The organism is Peribacillus sp. NPDC060253 (assembly GCF_042727425.1).
Lineage (GTDB): Bacteria > Bacillota > Bacilli > Bacillales > DSM-1321 > Peribacillus.
The window spans coordinates 1-18,040 of the sequence record NZ_JBHXAS010000019.1 but is presented as its reverse complement, the minus strand read 5'-3'; the positions used below and the strand labels follow the sequence as shown (position 1 = coordinate 18,040).

Below are 18,040 nucleotides of genomic sequence, written 5' to 3'. Positions count from 1 at the left end.
ATAGGAGCAGATACGAATGAAAACAACGGAAGTTTACATATTAGGCGGTTTTCTCGGCAGCGGGAAAACGACGCTTCTACGAAATATTTTAAAACAGGAAAGTGAAGCGGGTAGAAAAGTGGCCGTTCTTTTAAATGAACTCGGCAGTGTATCGGTGGACAGTGGGTTGATAGGTGATGAAGTCCCTCTGAAGGAGCTTTTTGACGGGTGCATTTGTTGTACCATTCAGGATAAGCTGGAGGTACAGCTCCATGAATTGTTAACTGAAAACGACCTGGACGCCGTTTATATTGAAACCACAGGCGCTGCACATCCTGTTGAAGTACTGGATGGTATCATGTCGCCGCTTTTCGCTAAAAGGCTAGAATATAAAGGGATTATAACAGTTGTCGATTTATTAAGGTGGCGCGATCGGGAAGAGCTCTCGCCGCAGCTGCGGCAGTTGCTTGCTGAACAAATTCACCATGCGGATTTCATATTATTGAATAAAGCGGATTTAGTTAGTGAGATGGAAGCCGCACAGCTGATTTATACGATACAGGCGCTGAATACGGATGCGGTATGTTTATTGACAGAGTATGCAGCCGTTTCCTTGGCATCGCTGCAACAGATGCAACGAAAAAAACAAAAGGGCGTTCAAAAGCTTAATGTCCACGACCATTTGCATCTATCTGCAGTCGTTCATACTTTTGAAGGAGCTGTGGAACAAACTGACTTTGAAGATTGGCTTAGGTCTCTTCCGGAAACGGTCTATAGAATGAAAGGATACATTTCCTTTACACATTCACAATACCCTCATTTATTCCAATACTCATACGGAATGCCGATGTATATGAATGAAATGATAAAAATGCCATTGAATATCGTCATAATCGGGGAAAAGTTGGAGAGGGAGAGTATTATCAGTACGTTGAAGGCTTTGGAAGCGAAAGCGGCTCAATAACGTTTACCGCCTATTTATGAAGGGAAATATTAAAGAGACTTTCTAAGGAGGCGGTATACATGCCATGGAATAATAATGATTACCCGGATTCAATGAAGAATTTAGATAAAGATGTCAGGGAAAAGGCTATTGAAATTGCAAATGCAATGTTGGATGAAGGATATGAGGATGGAAAGGCCATTCCAATTGCCATAGACCGGGCTGAAAAGTTTGTGGGAAAAGATTGAAAAAATGGTCAGACCCATTATTGGGTCTGACCATTTTTATTGCTGCATTCCAAAGGCGGCAAATGTCTTTTCGTCTTCTATTAATCCGCAAGCAGCACATTGAACCCGAACTTCAGGACCATTATATGCTAGATGGAATGGCTGAAGGGAATCGTTTGAATATTGTTCAACAATCTCACCGGATTGCGGATCCTTTTTAATGGGGGTTGCTACTTGCTGAATGAGATTGAAGCGAGATTTATTTGTCCGGCAATTTGGACAGCGGTATACTTGAGACATTGTACTCACTCCCTTTTGAATTTTTAAAAGCGTAATCGTATTATTAAGATAGTCTTTACAAAGTTGATTCATAATATGTATAAATTAGTAATGGATGGAAGGGATAAAATGAAAGAAACAGACATGCAAGAAGAATTGTTGGAGGCTTATTTAAGTATATGGAATAATCGCAAGGTGACGGATGGAGACGGAAGGGAAGTGTTATCTGAACTCATCCGTCGTGAGCTTTTGGATGAAAATGCACATCCGCGTGCCCGAAAACCAGTCTTGGAGAAGTTTTACCTCAGCATTAAACGTGTGATGCAATCTTCACTTTCTAACGAGATGAAAACCGCGATCGCCATGGCCTATGTCACTGAACTGGAAAGATTATGATCGCCGTTCAGACACTGCGAATGCTGTTGGCAAATTTTCTTTTCCGCTTCATACTTTTTTCACAACTCATTGTTAAAATTTTATAAAACTAGTTATTTAATGAATAAGGAGCTAAAAATATGAAGTGGGGCATTGCGCTTTTACTTGCCGTCTTACTGCTTACTGGATGTACTAGCAGTAATACTTTTACTAAAATAAACAAAGGTGAATCTTTCTTGGCGACCGTCAATATCAAGGATACCTCCCTTACTTTCATAGATGAAAACTATCATGCTTTTGCCACATGGGATATTTCAGAACCATTTACCGGAGCGTTGCTACTGGCAGATAAAGATACTATCCTAATTTATGGGAAAGAGATGGAGAAAGTCCAGGCGTATTCTTTATCAGCTGGAAAACTGATTAACAGCTGGGAAGTAGGGAAAGGAATCGTCAATATGCAGTTGTTGCATGATGGAAAAAGCATCGTGGCAGTCAATCAATCGAATCACTCCATATACTTTTTTAATGATGAAGGGGAGGAGCAGGATATAGTCAAGGTAGGAAAAAGCCCCTTGACCGTTCTTCAAGGAGTGGAGGAGAATCGTTTGTATGTCATTAACTTTGGTGATACAAAATGTTCAGTGATAAATCTTGAAACGAAAAAGGTCGATTTTGAATTTCCTATACATAGTTCTAGCACCGGCTCTTTATTAAGGGAAGAAAAGGATGAAATATGGATAGGGGGCCATGGTGATGGGGACCAAGTGGAAGAAAATCTATATATTTATTCGGCAAGTACCGGAGAGTTGAAGAGTAAGTTGAAGGCTCCCACCATGCCGATAAAGTTCCTTGAGAATGATGATGGCATTTTTGTCCTTAGTCACGGTACAAGCTCCTTATATAAATTAAATGATCAATATGAGGAAGTGAAAAGCAAAGTGGTCGGCGTCAATCCTTTTGAAATGGCGAACTTTAAGGAAGATGTGGTTGTGGCGGGGTATGATAGTGATGAAGTGTATGTGATGGATACTGAAACAGTCGATGTTAAAAAAACGATTAAAGTCGGCGAAGGTCCATTTCAATTCATGTTGAGGGAGTAGATTGACATGCATGTTTACACCATTTTAGTCGTTGATGATGAAGAAGATATGCGGAATCTGGTTGAAATGTATTTGCTGAACTCAGGTTATCCATGCCTTCAGGCTGCAAATGGAAATGAAGCCGTAAGTATGATTGAAAAAGAGGAAGTGGATTTAATTCTATTGGATATCATGATGCCAGGTATGGACGGTTTCTCGGTTTGTGAAAAAATCCGGGAAAATTGGGATATCCCTGTGATCTTTGTCAGTGCGAAAGGTGAAGAATGGGATAAAGTGAAAGGGTTGAAGCTCGGTGGGGATGATTACATCGTCAAGCCGTTCAATCCAGGAGAATTGGTCGCAAGAGTTGAAGCGGTATTACGAAGGACAGGAAAACTATCTATGAATGAAGAAAGTCAAAACTATGTCCGATTCGGTAAAATCAGCTTAAACTTACAATCCAGAACGGTCTCGGTGGAAGGGGAAACGATCAATTTAACCTTGAAAGAATTCGAATTGCTTTTATTCCTTATGCGTCATAAAAGTCAAGCACTCAGCCGGGAACAACTTCTTGAAAATGTATGGAGCGGGGAATATGGAGGTTCTTTACGGACCGTGGATACACATATTAAAACGTTGCGGATGAAATTAAGGGCGGCCGATTACATTCAAACCGTCTGGGGAATCGGTTATAAGATCGAGGAGAAGAAATGAGAGCCAATTGGAAATCCCTTTCTATTAAATTATGGCTGACCATCATCACTGCCATCATCCTATCCGTTCTGTTCGCATACTCCCTTTCTCAATATTATTATAAAAATCTATATGTGGAGAAGCTTAAAACGGATTTAGTCAATGAAGCATCATTGCTTGGCGCGGATTATTCTGGTGGTGAAATCACCGATGACTTCAAACAAAAGGTTGAATGGTTTAACAGCAAGAATGACAGCGAGGTCTTTGTCGTCAACAACCCGAGGGAATTGAGTGCCTGTCTGCCTTTTGAAATCAATTATGACACCCTAATATCTGAAGAAGAACGACAAATGCTTTTAGAAGGAAAAGCGGTTGAAAAAGAAGGCTATGAGAAAAGGTTTGAAAAGAATATCGTTGCGGCCATTATCCCCCTTATTGACGATGACCGCCTCGAAGGCATCATCTATACCTATATTCCAGTAGACTCAATTACGGTCTTACTTAAGGAATTTGCTGCAAAATGGATTGCTGCGGTTCTTTTGTTCTTGATTGTCGCGATTTTTTTTACAACGAAATGGTTGAAAAAGCTAATCAGTCCGATTAAGGAAATCGAGACTGCTGCTCATCGTGTCTCTGAAGGGAATTATGACATACAGGTTCAAGTAAGGAGTCATGATGAAATAGGTAAACTGGCACAAGCCTTCAATGATATGGCCAATTCCATCCATTTGGAAGAAGAAAGGAAAAAAGAGTTTCTTGAAAATGTTGCACATGAACTCAGGACTCCGCTTAGTTACGTAAAGGGTTACACGCAGGCTATATTGGATGGTGTCGTGAAGAATGATGAAGAGGAACGCAAATACCTTCAACTCATTTCAAGGGAAGCTCTTAGGCTGCAGCGGCTTGTAGGTGATTTGATGGACTTATCTAAATTGGATAGTGATTCATTCGTTTTACATAGAACCCCGATTGCCTTTGCACAATTCATCGAAGATGTGCTTGTTAAATATGAATCGATCATAAAAGAAAAGCAATTGGACCTGCAGCTTCAGCTAGATCCGGACCCAATTATTTATGGGGATGAAGGGAGGATGGAGCAAATCCTACATAACATTTTTGATAATAGCATTCAGTATACCGAATCTGGAGGATCCATCAATATTACTCTAATTCAGCATAAAGAAGATTGTGAGCTAATGGTTACTGACACAGGTAACGGGATCCCTGAAGCAGATCTGCCATATGTAATGAACCGTTTTTACCGAGTGAATAAAGCACGCAGTCGTTTCGATGGCGGGTCAGGGCTCGGACTTTCCATCGTTAAGAAATTGGTGGAATTGCAAAATGGCAAAATAGAAATTGAAAGCAAGGTAAAAAGAGGAACAAAAGTCAGGGTTGTGCTGCCGACAATAAAAGAAGAATGGAATTCATAAAAAGGGGATACGTGTAAAGATGAAAAAAATCATGTTATTTTGCATGGCGTTAATTTTGTTGGCTGGTTGTGGCAAGGAAGAGGAAATTCCGCAAATGTTAAATGTCGATTTATCAGTCGTTCCTAATAAGGGCAAAGTGAATGAGCCTGTGAAGTTCCAGGCAAAAGTATCGTATGGCGATGAAGAAGTGACAGATGCAGATGATGTCAGTTTTGAAATTTGGCTTGCAAATAGCGATGATCATGACAAGATTCCTGCAAAACATAAAGGGAACGGTATTTATGAATTGGAAAAACCGTTTGAAGAAGAAGGAACCTATTATGTATATGCTCATGTAACGGCACGGGATATGCACAACATGCCCAAGAAAGAATTCGTCATAGGTAAACCAAGTCCTCCAGAACAAAATGATGATAAAAAGGAAATGGACGAGATGAACGGCGAAGAAACGAAATGAGTAGAATACCAAAACAATTCGGGTTTTATATCCGGATTGTTTTTTATTTTGTAAAAATATTCATTTTAATAGGGTTGTTTGAAATAGACTTACCTTTTCTTATCAATGGAAGGACAAAAAGTGAATTTAAATCGAAAAATTTGTAACATAAAAGTAAAGAAAGTCATATTATTCAGCTTGGAAACGATATGTCAATTAAAAGTTATTAGTATTCCATGGAAATGGTTCTATGTAACTACCATTGACAAGGAATGTTTGGAAAAATATGAGCATTTATACTGTTGGCAGAAACATAGATAGTTCAAGCATTCTTGCTTGCTTTCTCTGAAAATTGAATAATAATATTTTCTCATTCGAATCCTGTGAATTTGATGGGAATTGTTGGTGCATATATTACAAAAAATGCATGATATGATAATTCCAGAAGCAAAGCACAACACAAAACGAACATCACAGGAGGAATTACGAATGAAAAAGAAAATGTTTATGTCAGCAGCAGCGGCTGCAGCTATTATATTCACAGGAGTAGGAGCTAACCAAGCTGAAGCAGCCAACTGTGATACTGTTAAACCAGTAACTTTTAAATATACTAATAAAGAGGATATGCAAAAAGTCCTTGACAAATATCTAGCTAAATACAATATCACTTTACCTGCTGCACAGGTGCAACAGCAACAAAAGCCGGTTGAAAAACCAGTTCAAACACCAGTTCAGCAAGAAGTTGGAAAAACGAACCAAGCAAAACCTGAAGCTACACAAGCAAAACCTCAAGCACCAGAAGTAACACCAGAAAAATCCACTGATAAAAAACCAGAGACTAGCTCTGAATTAAGTGCTTTTGAACAAGAAGTTGTGAAATTAACGAATGCAGAGCGTGAAAAACAAGGATTGGCTGCTCTAAAAGTTGACACTGAGTTGAGCAAAGTTGCACGTATCAAGTCTCAAGATATGAAAGATAAAAACTACTTTGATCACAATAGCCCAACTTACGGCTCACCTTTCGATATGATGAAACAATTCGGAATCAGCTATAAAACAGCTGGCGAAAACATCGCTCAAGGTCAACAAACTCCTGAAGAAGTGGTACAAGCTTGGATGAATAGCCAAGGACACCGTGAAAACATCATGAATTCTAGCTTTACTCATATTGGAGTAGGTTACGTAGAATCTGGTAACTACTGGACTCAACAATTCATCGGAAAATAATAGATTAATAGAAAAGTGCACCCCAAAGCATGGGGTGTGCTTTTTTTTTGCGCGAATAATTGATTTCATTTAATGGAATAAATTCAATTGTGATCGATTGTGTTTATAGTATGTACCGAAATTTAAAATAGATAGGCACCAAAAAATAGCAGGAACCACACCTTATGATTAGCGTGGTCCCGTTGAAGCAACTTAAATCTCGGATACATCGATTTCTGAATACTGGGTATTGAAACTTTTCTGAAGACGTATTTCCAATGTAGATTCTTTATATTGGGCTGATGCCCCTTTTTTCTTCACAAGTGCGGGGAGTGTGATGACATGCCGATCCGACTTTTCTGGAATCCCCTCGATGATGGATTGGTTAGAGGTATGGTAAAGTTTCATTTTCTTTAGCCAAGATTCATCTTCAATGGGAATTCTTACAAAAACATATAAGTGGGTTTCAAATACATCAGCATGTAAAGGATGTTCTGTTCTGACATTTTCCTTTTGTGATTTTTGTGAGCCGCTATCATGTTGGTTCATCATACCTTGCATATTGTCAGGGATTACCTGTGAAAATACTTTTTCAATGAATGATTGAACATCACTTTGCTGCATATTTTTCATGAAGTCCTTTTGGTTCGGGTTATTCTTAAAAGAAAAAAGTGAATTCCAGGGAAACATGTTGAATTCCTTTCTCCTGCATGTGGACTGACAGGTTTATTTCTTATATTTTATGCAGGCGAAAGCCTATAGGTTCGTTTTTATAATTACTAAATTATAGAAAATGCGCACAACTTATGTATAATTAAGTAAAATCCTTTAGATAAAGAGGGAAAGCCTGTGGATGAAAAAGTAGCTTTTATTACTGGAGGAGCAACGGGAATCGGCAAAAGAATGGCATTTTCACTGGCGGATAATGGAATGTCCATTATCATTACTTATCGAAAAAGTAAAAAGGCAGCATTGGACTTGGTGGATGAATTACAAGAAAAGTATCAAGTAAAGGCACTTGCGATTCAAGGCGATGCCTCAAGTGAGAAAGATTGCAAAAATATCATTCAGTTGATTCTGGATGCCTTTGGCCATGTTGATATCTTCATTCATAACGCTGGGCCTTATATGCATGATCGTAAACCAATGACAGAGTATAGCAGTGATGAGTGGAAGTATATCATGGACGGTAATTTAAATGGTTTTTTCTATATTGCCAAGGAGCTTATTCCGCTAATGCGAAGAAGAAGTTGGGGAAGGGTCATTTCATTAGGTTTTGAACGGAGTGAAACCGCACCAGGTTGGATCTATCGTTCCGCTTTTGCCGCTGCAAAGAGCGGATTGACCTCACTAACAAGAACATTAGCTGCGGAAGAAGCCGCCTATGGGATCACCGTGAACATGGTCTGTCCTGGCGATATCATAGGTGAATGGAAAGAGGAAGAGATTAAGGGTGCGAAAATGGTGAAAGATGTAACTGTTCCAATCGGCAGACCGGGTACAGGGGAGGATATAGCGAGGGTCATCACATTCCTATGTGATGAAAAATCGGATTTCATTACCGGAAGCATCATACCGGTTACAGGCGGGAAAGATGTTCTCGGGAAAATATATAAGGCCTAGTGGTGTAGGTTGTGACCATCTGAATGAAAAAAAGAGTGAGGCCATTATCCAGCCTCACTCTTTTTACGCCATTTTTTTATATTTTACTTGCTGTATGAACCTTAAGCGAGCAGCCAATCCTATAGCTCCGAGAGCCAAGCCGGAAATTAAGCCGATCCAATAACCAAAGGCTCCCAAATCCGAATACTTTGCAAAGAAAAAGCCAATGGGAAGCCCGAGAATCCAATACGAGACCAGAGACATCGCAAAGGTGACATTTACATCTTTATATCCACGCAATATACCCTGTATAGGGGCCTGCAGGGCATCTGAAATCTGAAAAAAGATGGCATATATTAAAAAATGTGAAGTCAGCATCATTACGTCATGATCTTTAGTGTATGCAGAGGCGACAGGTTCCCGGAATAGGAATAATATAGTCGATAAGACAAGCGACATCGTCAGTGCCATGGAAATGCCAATCCAGCTGTACTCTTTGGCATCTTTATAACGAGCTGCCCCAATTTCAAATCCTATGACGATCGTCAATGCCATGGATATGCTTAACGGCATCATATAAAGCAGTGACGCAAAATTCATGGCAATCTGATGTGAAGCGATTGTCACGGTATCATACTTACTCATCAAAAGAGTAACGGCCGAGAAAATGCTTGTTTCGAAAAAGATAGCCAGCCCTATTGGCACGCCAATCAATAATAAGGATCGCCATTCTTTCCAGGAGACCCGAAAAAATTCACCGAAAACCTTATACGTTGAAAATGGGTTGATTTTCACCACTACGAGGATGGCAACAAGGGCAATTAACCAATAAGTTATGGCTGTAGCATACCCGGAACCGACGCCGCCAAGTTCGGGGAATCCAAACTTTCCGTATATTAATAGGTAATTAAATAGGACGTTAATCGGAAGTGCGCACAACGTAATGAACATGGAAATCCTAGTCTGACCTAGTGCATCTATGAAGGCTCTTAACGCATTATATACGAATAAAGGAATGATTCCGATGGAAAGGGCAATCAAATAATCATGCGCCACCCGATGTACCTTATCTTCTAGATTCATGGCATTCAATATGGGATTCAAAGAAAACGCCCCAATGATTAAAATGACCAAGGCTAAAGCGACAGCTAAATAAATGGCCTGCATAACTGAATAGGAAACGGATTTAGACTGCCTGGAACCAACGAGCTGTGAAACCACAGGTGTTAAAGCAATCAATATCCCGCTCAGCCCCGTGTAAACGGGTGTCCAAAGAGAACTGCCAATCGACACACCGGCAACGTCCTGGGTGCTGTACTGTCCCGACATCATGACATCAAAAAAAGTCATCGCATATAGCCCGATTTGAGTGATTAGGATAGGTATCAATATATAAAATAATAGGCGGATCTTTTGTGATTTTGTATAAGTCTGTTTCATTGATGTACCTCAATATCAATATTTGTAATTTTCAACACAATGAAAGAATTATATCACATAAGCATGTGATGTTTTAAGATTTTATTGTTGAAGCTAAAAAAAGACTTGTTTGTAAGGCAAGTCCTAGACTGTCTTGAATTCGAACGTTGATTGGTGCGTAGAGCACTCGCTTTTTCATCATGAGTATCGTACATTCGTTCCAATCAACTTTGGTTTTGACATTTCGTGAGTACAAATCACCCAAAACCATATGTGCGACTTGTTCATTTTTTTTACATTATCCGGAAAGTGGGGACACGCCATATTTGGCAAGAATATATGGAAGAAGTAAAAACTATATATGTGAAACGCAAAGCTCTATAACTGCTTCAATTCCAATATAAAAAATCAAAAAGGTTACGGAATGAGACATTCCGTAACCTTTTTTGTCAGTCGCGCATGGATTCAAAATCATTCATGGCTTCCATATTTGAGTCTTTTTGAAGAATGAAGGCTTGAGCAGGGATGGCAATTTGTACATCTTCCTGTTCCAATATCTCCATAATTTTAAAGTTCACATCTTCTTTGATTGATAAATATCCTCCAAAGTCCGTTGCTTTCGTGAAGAAATAAAGATAGAGATTGAAACCGGAATGACTAAATTCATCAAATTTAACCAGAATGGTTTCCGGGTGTACATCTGTGTGATCAATCAACATGTATTCAATGTCTTTAATGACATTTTCCAACTTATCTTTTGGTGTTGTAACACTCACACCCAAATGGAAAGCAATCTGTCTTTTCCCCATTTTTGACCAGTTAATGATCGGTTCATTCGAAAGGGTAGCATTCGGCACGGTAACCAGCGCTTGGGCAAAAGTCCTGACTTTGGTGCTTCGGAAGGTGATGTCTTCGATGGTTCCCTCTACACTTGGCGTTTTGATCCAATCTCCTATGGTAAACGGTTTTTCGGTAACGATGACGATTCCTCCAAAGAAATTGCTGACAGTGTCTTTAGCGGCAAGAGCGAAAGCCAATCCACCCAAACCAAGCCCAGCAACAAATCCATCAACATTGAATCCCCATTCTTCCGCAATGATGGAGGCACCAAAAGCAATGATGATTAATTTGATGATTTTCGTAAAGAACGGCATGACAATTTCATCGACTTCAAGGCCAAATTTACTCACTATTTTTGGGAATAAAATGGTTAAGATCGAACTGATATTGAAAATCGTCCAAAAGAACAAGAAAACAAAAAATGATCTGTATATTTTCGATCTTAGTTCGAGCGATGGTGTGTCAATCGGGAAATAGTGCATTGAAATAATTACACCAATCAAAACGATGAGCAATCTTACCGGCTGTTCTATAGCGTGCATTAAGTTGGCGGCAAATTCAACTTTATGTTTTTCTGCGATTCGAAGAAAGAATTTGAATATATACGTAGTAAATACTTTCCGAAGCAAAAGGAAGATTAGAAAAATACCTATTGATATTCCTAATTTGGTCCAGGCTTCGATTCCATCAAATTGATGGAGAGATTCAGAAACTTCTTGCAATGTATTACTCCTCCAATGTATCTTGTAGTATTGTAGAATACTAAGATTATAATATATTCATGCTGAAAAAGGAAAAATAATCGATGATTACATTAAGAAATGGGTTTTACGGTTCACTTAATCCTTTTTCAAGTTATTAATGGCAAGAATATATGGTAATATGGATGCAAAGTGATTTTTTAAGTTTGGAAGGTGGAAATATTGACTAAGAAAATAGTGTTTACCGGAGGCGGTTCTGCCGGTCATGTATCTGTTAATGCAGCAATCATCCCAGAATTTTTAAAGCATGATTGGGATGTTACTTATATTGGTTCAAAAAAAGGCATTGAAAAAAATATTATCGAAAAGGAATTTCCCGAGGTCCGTTATGAAACGATATCAGTTGGGAAATTCCGACGTTATTTATCTGTTGAAAATATGAAAGACCCTTTCCGAGTAATTAAAGGAATTTTTGATGCACGAAAAATATTAAAAAAGACCAAGCCGGATTTCATTTTCTCAAAAGGTGGATTCGTTTCCGTTCCCGTCGTTTTGGCAGGGAGGATGCTGAGAATTCCAATCGCGATTCATGAATCGGATTATACGCCTGGCCTGGCCAATAAAATTGCCATGCCGCTTGCATCGAAGATTTTCACTACTTTCCAGGAAACGGAAAAAGGCCTTCCGAAGGAGAAGGCCATGTATCTTGGAGCTGTTTTGCGCGATGGGATTTTTAAGGGGAACCCTTCTGCTGGTAAGGCATTTTGTGGATTCACGAATAATAAACCGGTGTTACTCGTTATGGGAGGCAGCCTTGGGGCCGTAAAAATCAATAACTTGATCACAGATAACCTAGATGCCCTATTAAAGGATTATCAGATCATTCATATATGTGGCAAGGGAAATGTGAAGACTGAATTGAAACAAAAGGGATATGCTCCATTTGAATTCGTTCATGAAGAATTATTTGATCTTTTGGCGGCAGCTGACGTCGTTGTGTCAAGGGCTGGTTCAAATTCAATCTTTGAATTCCTTGGTTTGCAAAAGCCGATGTTGCTTATCCCTCTTAGTGCCAATGCATCCCGTGGTGATCAAATATTGAATGCTTCCAGCTTTGAAAAACAGGGCTTTTGTAAAGTCATTCAAGAAGAAGATCTAAATGATCAGATTTTTAATGCTACATTAGCAGACTTAGTGAATCAATCGGATGAATATCAGGAGAAAATGCGTCAAAAACGCCCATTCAAAACGGCTACTGAAATGTATGAATTATTACTTGAAATCATGACTGCAAAAAAATAAGTATCAATCCCCTCTTTAAAGCATATCTTTTTCGAACAGAGGAGGGGGTAAGATGGCGTATGAATATTCAAAAGGATGGTTCATTCAGCAATTAAAAGCCGAAGGGATTAGCTATCATCCCATTGAGAAAAGAAAGCTGGAGCTGTATAAAACCCATATTCTAAGGCGTTTATACAGCGACCTGCAAAAAGATAAAACATAAAAGAGCCGCAACGTCATCGACGTTGCGGTTCTTTTTATAGGAAATGATTTATTAAAGGAAAGAAACAGGAAATAAGGATACCTGCGATAGCCATTGCCGCACCTGCAACTGCTCCAGTAAACTCACTTTCCTGAGCCGCTTGGGCTGTTCCGAGACCATGGGCGATTGTACCATAAGCGATCCCACGGGCGAAGGGCATGGTAATGTTTAATTTATCCATCATTTTTGGGGCAATCATCGTACCCAGCACCCCGGTCAAAATAACGAAGGCTGCTGAAATATTAGCGTTACCACCATAAAGTTCCGTAATTTCTACCGCGATTGGCACTGTAATGGACTTAACCGCCAGCCCTTGAAGTATGAACTGCGGAAGTGAAAGGGCTTTTGCAATGGTGAAGGCAATGATCAATGTGACCATAAGACCAAAAATTATGCCGCTAATCGCCGGTATTGCATATTTGACGATTATCTTTCTGTTTTTATAAAGCGGTACAGCCAACGCAACGGTAGCAGGGCCCAAGAAATAGGTGATGATGTCTTTTCCTTGTGAATAATCATCGAAGTCCAAACCGCTGATAAGCAATATGAGAATAATCGTAACCGTACTGAAAAATACGGGCGTCGTAAAAGGTGATGGATGTTTAGCATAAATTTTTCTGCCAATGAAATAGGCGAGGATGGTTATCAAGATGCTATAAATTGTGATGAGCACTGTCATGCTGATTAACCTCTCCTCTATGGGATAACTTCTGAACAGTCCAAGCTGCAACGATGAATCCAAAGATCAAGCTGACTCCCAAAGTTAGTGCCAACGGCAAACCAAAATCAATGAAAAGCCATCCCATGGTCATTAAACTGATCGAAATGGGAATGAAGAAAAAGGCCAGGTGTTTCACTAAGAATCCTGAAGTAAGTTCGATCCACTCGACTTTTAGAACCTTCGTCTGTAATAAAATGAATAACAGGATCATGCCGATGACATTGCCTGGAATCGGTAAATGAAGTAGATCAGCTAAATAATAGCCGAGCTTACAAATGATGAGCAACAGTATAAGTTGTACGATAAAAGCAAATGTTTTATTCATAATTAGATCCTTTCAATGATGCCATTAATGTTGAATTGTATTCATTATAAAAAAATATTTCTAAAAAGAATAGGGAATTGCAACAATCTTTCCTGAACATCTATGAAAATGGAAAAAAGAGCTTTCCAATTTTGGAAGCTCTCGGCCTTTATATGAAAAGATAAGAAAATTGATTTTTTAATCAACTGCATTGTATTATCTTTTTATGCTTCAAGTAATTGCTGTTCGTCATCATCAGGCTGCCTAAGGATATGAAAGGTGTATAAATCTTTAGGGATTTCATACAAATCGAAGATATCTCCTTCATGATTGATCTGATCATAAAGGGACTTTCTTGTTTCGTTGGCATTGACAGCATAGGGAAGTTTTTCTGCGGCTTTTATAGAGCGGATATTTTTTTTGCGAATACGCATGAAGACCGTTTCCAAACCGAGCTCGAAAAAAAGCTCTTTAAAAAAAGCGTCTTTTGCGATGGCATTATACCCTTTTCCATGATAAGGCTTGCCAAGCCATGTGCCTAAGAAACCTGCACCATTTTCAATATCGTATAAAGAAATGCAACCGATGGGATTTTCCCATTCATCCAAGATTGTTCGTGAAATGAGTTCCCCAGCATCTTCTGCCTCAATCGTTTGCTTAGTAATGAAAACATATTCTTCATATGAATCTACTTTATGGCGCACGAAAGGGAAGACATCTGGATGCGTCATTTGTTCATAAAGAGAAAAACAATCTGTGAAATCTCTCTTTTTTAACATTTCCGTCCCTCCGTTTGAGGGCAGATTTTATGCGTAGTCGCTGCCCACCCTCGAAATTTTTTAAGTCGTTCATCAAAAAATTTCGGGGTGGGAATCGAACCCACTAGAACCGGAAACCGGTGGCGCACCATTTGCCTTCCCTATTTTTATTGTCAGAAATTATATAAATCTAAAGAACCTTACGAAGGTATAATACTAAAAAAAAAACGGTTTGGGAATAGGTTTTTTGCCTTTTTTTTTCGTCAAATTTCAACTTTTTTTTGAAGGATAAAATTGGAGTGCAAACGCCTGCTTTTTTTCTTGAAAAACTGCTTTTTTCGCCTGTTTTTTAAAGAGAAATGGAAGCTTTTTTAAAATTCACCTGTGAATTGCATGAATAAAATGATTGCTCCGAGTGACCATACATATATGGAGAATATTTTCAGTGAACGCTTCTTCAAGAAATTGATCATCCATACCACGGCAATATAACCGAATATGGCTGAAGCAAGGGTACCGACGAAAAGTGCGGTGATTGGAAGCCGTTCAACCTCGCCTGTAAATATTGGTTTCATTTGAAATGCAATGCCCCCTGAAATGGCTGGAATTGAAAGCAAAAAGGAAAAATAGGCTGCAGTGGCCCTATCCAGCTTGCAGAAGAGCCCAGCGGCTATCGTCAAGCCGGAACGTGAAAGAGCTGGCATGATGGCAGCTGCTTGAAAGCTTCCGATGATCAGGGCATCTTTAATGGAAATTTCATTCAGTGTTTTTCCCCCTTTTTTCACCCCATCCGCTACCCATAAAATCAGACCGGTTGCTAAAAATTCCCATCCGATGGTCACACCGGATTTTGAAAGGCCATCAAACCAATCACTGAGTAAAAGGCCGGCAATCACTGCAGGAATCGTTCCAGCAACGAGAAGCAGAGTCATTTTGGAGAAAGGGTTTTTCAAAATGGAAAGGATGTCATTCTTGTATACCGCCAATAATGCCAGCAAGGTTCCGATATGCAGCATGGTATCCAAAAAAATGCCGGCCTCGTCAAGATGGAATATATGCCGTCCTAAATATAAATGTCCCGTACTTGATATAGGTAAAAACTCAGTCAAGCCTTGAATGATTCCAAGGATAAAGGCTTGAAATTCGTTCAGCAAAAAAAATCACTCCAATCTAGAAGGTATAGGACAATCCATTATTTTATCTGTATGCACAAGACGGATGAATATGTTCAGATTTTTCTTCATATGAATTACCACAATGTTTTATGAAGAAAGGATAGTCCCATTTAAAGTTTTTCGAATATAATAAAAGGAAAATGAAACTATTTTTCATCTTATTCGTAAATATTTATAGGAGAGAGGAGGAGTTAACATTATGCCTACTAAAGATGAAAGAGTGTTTGCTGCTCTTATATATGTGATCAGCTTTTTTACAGCATTTATCGGTCCGTTGGTCCTTTGGTTATTGAAGAAGGAATCGTCACAATTTGTGGATTATCACGGAAGGGAATACCTTAATTTTTTCATTTCCTATACCGTATATTCGATTATTGCAGGGATACTGACAATTGTATTGATTGGATTCTTGCTATTGCCGGTCATCGGGGTTGCTTTAGTCATATTCACCATCATTGCAGCGGTTAAGGCCTATGAAGGAACGGATTACCGCTTCCCATTGATTTTTAGGATATTATAGGATGATAAAAAGGACTCCGATCCATTCGGAGTCCTTTTTATCTGGAATGAACCATGAGGGGAAATGCCCTATTATTAAAAAAGGGAATAGATCACATTAAAGCGAATAAAGTATTATGATATGTACTTCAATGCGCTTTAAGGGAAGTGGAAGCCGGATCGGCTTGCGGCACACCTAATCATTGGTTGCCATTAAGGTGGCAAGCTTTCTTGTAAGGAGTGAGGAGCAGAGCTGAATATGAATATACGCGAATATTATCAAAAAACGAGCAGTTCAAATTTTCATTCATCCTGGATTTCTCTTGGAATGGCCGTTGTTTTTTTCATTTGTCATATTTTTTCGCTGATCCCAGGAAATATATTATTGATAACGGCTCCCTTTATTTTATTTAGTATTGCCCAATTTGTCAGTCATCGAATTTATGAAAATAGAATCAAGGAATTGCCTATTGGACCCATCGAATTGAAAGCCGGGTTATTAAAAACTGAATATGTTTTATTGACATTTATGCCAGCACCGACATTGCGATTACTTCTCTATGCGCCTAATGGATCTTTAATGGGTGAGATCCGGGATTTGAATATGAAGTGGTTCATGTGGATGATTCCCAATTTTTTATCGATACTTTTGGCCAAGCGATATGAATTGGTGGACCATGAGGGTCGTGTACTTGCTAAGTACCATATCAAAAGGGGTCTTTTCAATAAAATGACAATCATGGATGATCAAGATTGCCTTATTGGATCGTATCAAGAAAATAGATCGCTTCTGAAGATCAGTGGAATGATATATAAGGAAGACGGTACGGAATGGATGCCCATTCAAACACCGGGAAGTTTAAATTCTTTTGAGATTACGACAAAAGACGGGGAGAAGATCGTGTCATATCAGGAGGGCTGGATGCCTATTGAGTGGGGGAAACGATTCAAGACAAATACACCTATACTTACTTTTTCATCCAATGTCGAAGAAATTCCTAAAATCATTATCCTTGGGTTCTGTGCAGCCACTCTAAATCATCGTTCAAATTGACTAGTATTCCCCTTTAGCAAATCTTTTCAATATTTGATATAATTATAGTGAATACATAGATTTAATACACAATAAAAGGGTGGTAAAAATGAGTTTACTTAATGAGATTCTTGATTTTAATGAACAATTTGTAGAAAAAGGGGAATATGTTAAGTATAAAACTGATAAATTCCCCGAGAAACGTATGGTCATCATAAGTTGTATGGACACTCGGCTCGTTGAGCTATTGCCAAAATCATTGAATGTCAAAAATGGCGATGTCAAAATACTCAAGACTGCAGGAGCAATCGTCTCCCATCCATTTGGAAGTGTCATGCGGAGTATCCTAGTAGCCATCTATGAGCTAAAGGCAGATGAAGTACTCGTCATACCTCACCATGACTGTGGAATGGCATCAGTCGATGCTGATGCAGTAGTTGAAAAGATGATCGAACGTGATATACCAAGGAGCACCATCGATACACTTGGAGCTGCTGGAATAGATATACGCAGCTGGCTTCGCGGTTTTGATGATGTATATGAAAGTGTTAGGAAAAGTGTGGAAGTTATAAAAGGACATCCTTTGATTCCTAAACATATTCCTGTGCATGGTCTGATCATTTCGCCCGATACAGGGAAGTTGGAATTGGTAGTCGACGGATATGAAGAAGAAAAAAATAATTAATCATGTTCATCGAGAGCTGTCGGGATTATTTCCGGCAGTTTTCTTTATTTTTGAGTAATACTATTTATTTTTATCGTTTTTTTTGTTAAAATCGCCAAGTGTAGTTTG

The 18,040-nt window shown here is 39.0% G+C and carries 21 protein-coding genes and 1 pseudogene; 14 read left to right on the top strand and 8 right to left on the bottom strand.

Features of this window, described 5'->3' with window-relative positions; all coding sequences use genetic code 11:
* Positions 1-16 precede the first annotated feature (16 nt).
* Together ACFWE9_RS07480 and ACFWE9_RS07475 are read left to right on the top strand one after the other, a co-directional pair.
* On the top strand, positions 17-943 hold the full coding sequence (locus ACFWE9_RS07480) for a CobW family GTP-binding protein (protein WP_230160366.1): 927 nt from the start codon (positions 17-19) through the stop codon (positions 941-943).
* 59 nt (positions 944-1,002) lie between these two features.
* A pseudogene (locus tag ACFWE9_RS07475) lies at positions 1,003-1,155 on the top strand (DUF2188 domain-containing protein); the annotation flags it as partial.
* Positions 1,156-1,206: 51 nt separating this feature from the next.
* Here ACFWE9_RS07475 and ACFWE9_RS07470 read toward each other — a convergent pair.
* Positions 1,207-1,449 (bottom strand): hypothetical protein, encoded by a 243-nt coding sequence (locus tag ACFWE9_RS07470; RefSeq protein WP_048688669.1) that lies wholly within the window; start codon positions 1,447-1,449, stop codon positions 1,207-1,209.
* A gap of 75 nt (positions 1,450-1,524) precedes the next feature.
* Here ACFWE9_RS07470 and ACFWE9_RS07465 point away from each other — a divergent pair, with 75 nt between their 5' ends.
* The 6 genes from ACFWE9_RS07465 (at position 1,525) to ACFWE9_RS07440 (ending at position 6,674) form a co-directional block, all read left to right on the top strand.
* Positions 1,525-1,824: a hypothetical protein gene (locus tag ACFWE9_RS07465; protein ID WP_230160368.1), complete on the top strand. Its 300-nt coding sequence runs from the start codon at positions 1,525-1,527 to the stop codon at positions 1,822-1,824.
* A gap of 119 nt (positions 1,825-1,943) precedes the next feature.
* Complete coding sequence (locus ACFWE9_RS07460) at positions 1,944-2,906, top strand: YncE family protein (RefSeq protein WP_230160370.1); 963 nt, start codon at positions 1,944-1,946, stop codon at positions 2,904-2,906.
* Positions 2,907-2,912: 6 nt separating this feature from the next.
* Positions 2,913-3,599, top strand: a complete 687-nt coding sequence (locus tag ACFWE9_RS07455; RefSeq protein ID WP_230160372.1) for a response regulator transcription factor — start codon at positions 2,913-2,915, stop codon at positions 3,597-3,599.
* Complete coding sequence (locus tag ACFWE9_RS07450) at positions 3,596-5,011, top strand: sensor histidine kinase (RefSeq protein ID WP_230160374.1); 1,416 nt, start codon at positions 3,596-3,598, stop codon at positions 5,009-5,011. The genes ACFWE9_RS07455 and ACFWE9_RS07450 overlap by 4 nt, the downstream gene beginning before the upstream one ends.
* A 19-nt stretch (positions 5,012-5,030) precedes the next feature.
* Entirely contained in the window at positions 5,031-5,468 is a 438-nt protein-coding gene (locus ACFWE9_RS07445; RefSeq protein ID WP_230160376.1) for a FixH family protein, read from the top strand.
* Positions 5,469-5,936: 468 nt separating this feature from the next.
* Positions 5,937-6,674 (top strand): CAP domain-containing protein, encoded by a 738-nt coding sequence (locus ACFWE9_RS07440; RefSeq protein ID WP_230160378.1) that lies wholly within the window; start codon positions 5,937-5,939, stop codon positions 6,672-6,674.
* A 192-nt stretch (positions 6,675-6,866) separates the two neighbouring features.
* Here the strand turns inward: ACFWE9_RS07440 and ACFWE9_RS07435 are convergent, their stop codons facing one another.
* On the bottom strand, positions 6,867-7,343 hold the full coding sequence (locus ACFWE9_RS07435; protein ID WP_230160380.1) for an Hsp20/alpha crystallin family protein: 477 nt from the start codon (positions 7,341-7,343) through the stop codon (positions 6,867-6,869).
* Positions 7,344-7,502: 159 nt separating this feature from the next.
* Between ACFWE9_RS07435 and ACFWE9_RS07430 the strand changes: the two genes are divergently transcribed.
* Entirely contained in the window at positions 7,503-8,276 is a 774-nt protein-coding gene (locus ACFWE9_RS07430; RefSeq protein WP_230160382.1) for an SDR family oxidoreductase, read from the top strand.
* A gap of 63 nt (positions 8,277-8,339) precedes the next feature.
* Here ACFWE9_RS07430 and ACFWE9_RS07425 read toward each other — a convergent pair whose 3' ends face one another.
* Both ACFWE9_RS07425 and ACFWE9_RS07420 read right to left on the bottom strand, forming a co-directional pair.
* Positions 8,340-9,695, bottom strand: a complete 1,356-nt coding sequence (locus tag ACFWE9_RS07425; RefSeq protein WP_230160384.1) for an MATE family efflux transporter — start codon at positions 9,693-9,695, stop codon at positions 8,340-8,342.
* Positions 9,696-10,123: 428 nt separating this feature from the next.
* Positions 10,124-11,236 carry a mechanosensitive ion channel family protein gene (locus ACFWE9_RS07420; protein ID WP_377356260.1) on the bottom strand — a complete coding sequence of 371 codons (1,113 nt, stop codon included), beginning with the start codon at positions 11,234-11,236 and terminating at the stop codon, positions 10,124-10,126.
* A gap of 192 nt (positions 11,237-11,428) precedes the next feature.
* Between ACFWE9_RS07420 and ACFWE9_RS07415 the strand changes: the two genes are divergently transcribed.
* Together ACFWE9_RS07415 and ACFWE9_RS07410 are read left to right on the top strand one after the other, a co-directional pair.
* Entirely contained in the window at positions 11,429-12,517 is a 1,089-nt protein-coding gene (locus ACFWE9_RS07415; protein ID WP_377356257.1) for an undecaprenyldiphospho-muramoylpentapeptide beta-N-acetylglucosaminyltransferase, read from the top strand.
* 52 nt (positions 12,518-12,569) lie between these two features.
* Complete coding sequence (locus ACFWE9_RS07410; protein ID WP_230160388.1) at positions 12,570-12,719, top strand: DUF2639 domain-containing protein; 150 nt, start codon at positions 12,570-12,572, stop codon at positions 12,717-12,719.
* A 34-nt stretch (positions 12,720-12,753) separates the two neighbouring features.
* Here the strand turns inward: ACFWE9_RS07410 and ACFWE9_RS07405 are convergent, their stop codons facing one another.
* From ACFWE9_RS07405 to ACFWE9_RS07390, 4 genes are all read right to left on the bottom strand, one after another.
* Positions 12,754-13,437: an LrgB family protein gene (locus ACFWE9_RS07405; RefSeq protein ID WP_377356255.1), complete on the bottom strand. Its 684-nt coding sequence runs from the start codon at positions 13,435-13,437 to the stop codon at positions 12,754-12,756.
* Positions 13,412-13,804: a CidA/LrgA family protein gene (locus tag ACFWE9_RS07400; RefSeq protein WP_230160391.1), complete on the bottom strand. Its 393-nt coding sequence runs from the start codon at positions 13,802-13,804 to the stop codon at positions 13,412-13,414. Before ACFWE9_RS07400 ends, ACFWE9_RS07405 begins: the two co-directional genes overlap by 26 nt.
* Before the next feature lie 203 nt (positions 13,805-14,007).
* On the bottom strand, positions 14,008-14,562 hold the full coding sequence (locus ACFWE9_RS07395; RefSeq protein WP_230160393.1) for a GNAT family N-acetyltransferase: 555 nt from the start codon (positions 14,560-14,562) through the stop codon (positions 14,008-14,010).
* 350 nt (positions 14,563-14,912) lie between these two features.
* Complete coding sequence (locus ACFWE9_RS07390; RefSeq protein WP_230160422.1) at positions 14,913-15,692, bottom strand: undecaprenyl-diphosphate phosphatase; 780 nt, start codon at positions 15,690-15,692, stop codon at positions 14,913-14,915.
* A gap of 223 nt (positions 15,693-15,915) precedes the next feature.
* Here ACFWE9_RS07390 and ACFWE9_RS07385 point away from each other — a divergent pair, with 223 nt between their 5' ends.
* The 3 genes from ACFWE9_RS07385 (at position 15,916) to ACFWE9_RS07375 (ending at position 17,932) form a co-directional block, all read left to right on the top strand.
* On the top strand, positions 15,916-16,236 hold the full coding sequence (locus tag ACFWE9_RS07385) for a DUF4870 domain-containing protein (protein ID WP_230160395.1): 321 nt from the start codon (positions 15,916-15,918) through the stop codon (positions 16,234-16,236).
* A 237-nt stretch (positions 16,237-16,473) separates the two neighbouring features.
* Entirely contained in the window at positions 16,474-17,268 is a 795-nt protein-coding gene (locus ACFWE9_RS07380; protein ID WP_230160397.1) for a hypothetical protein, read from the top strand.
* An 88-nt stretch (positions 17,269-17,356) separates the two neighbouring features.
* Positions 17,357-17,932 (top strand): beta-class carbonic anhydrase, encoded by a 576-nt coding sequence (locus ACFWE9_RS07375; protein WP_230160399.1) that lies wholly within the window; start codon positions 17,357-17,359, stop codon positions 17,930-17,932.
* The last annotated feature ends 108 nt before the right edge of the window (positions 17,933-18,040 follow it).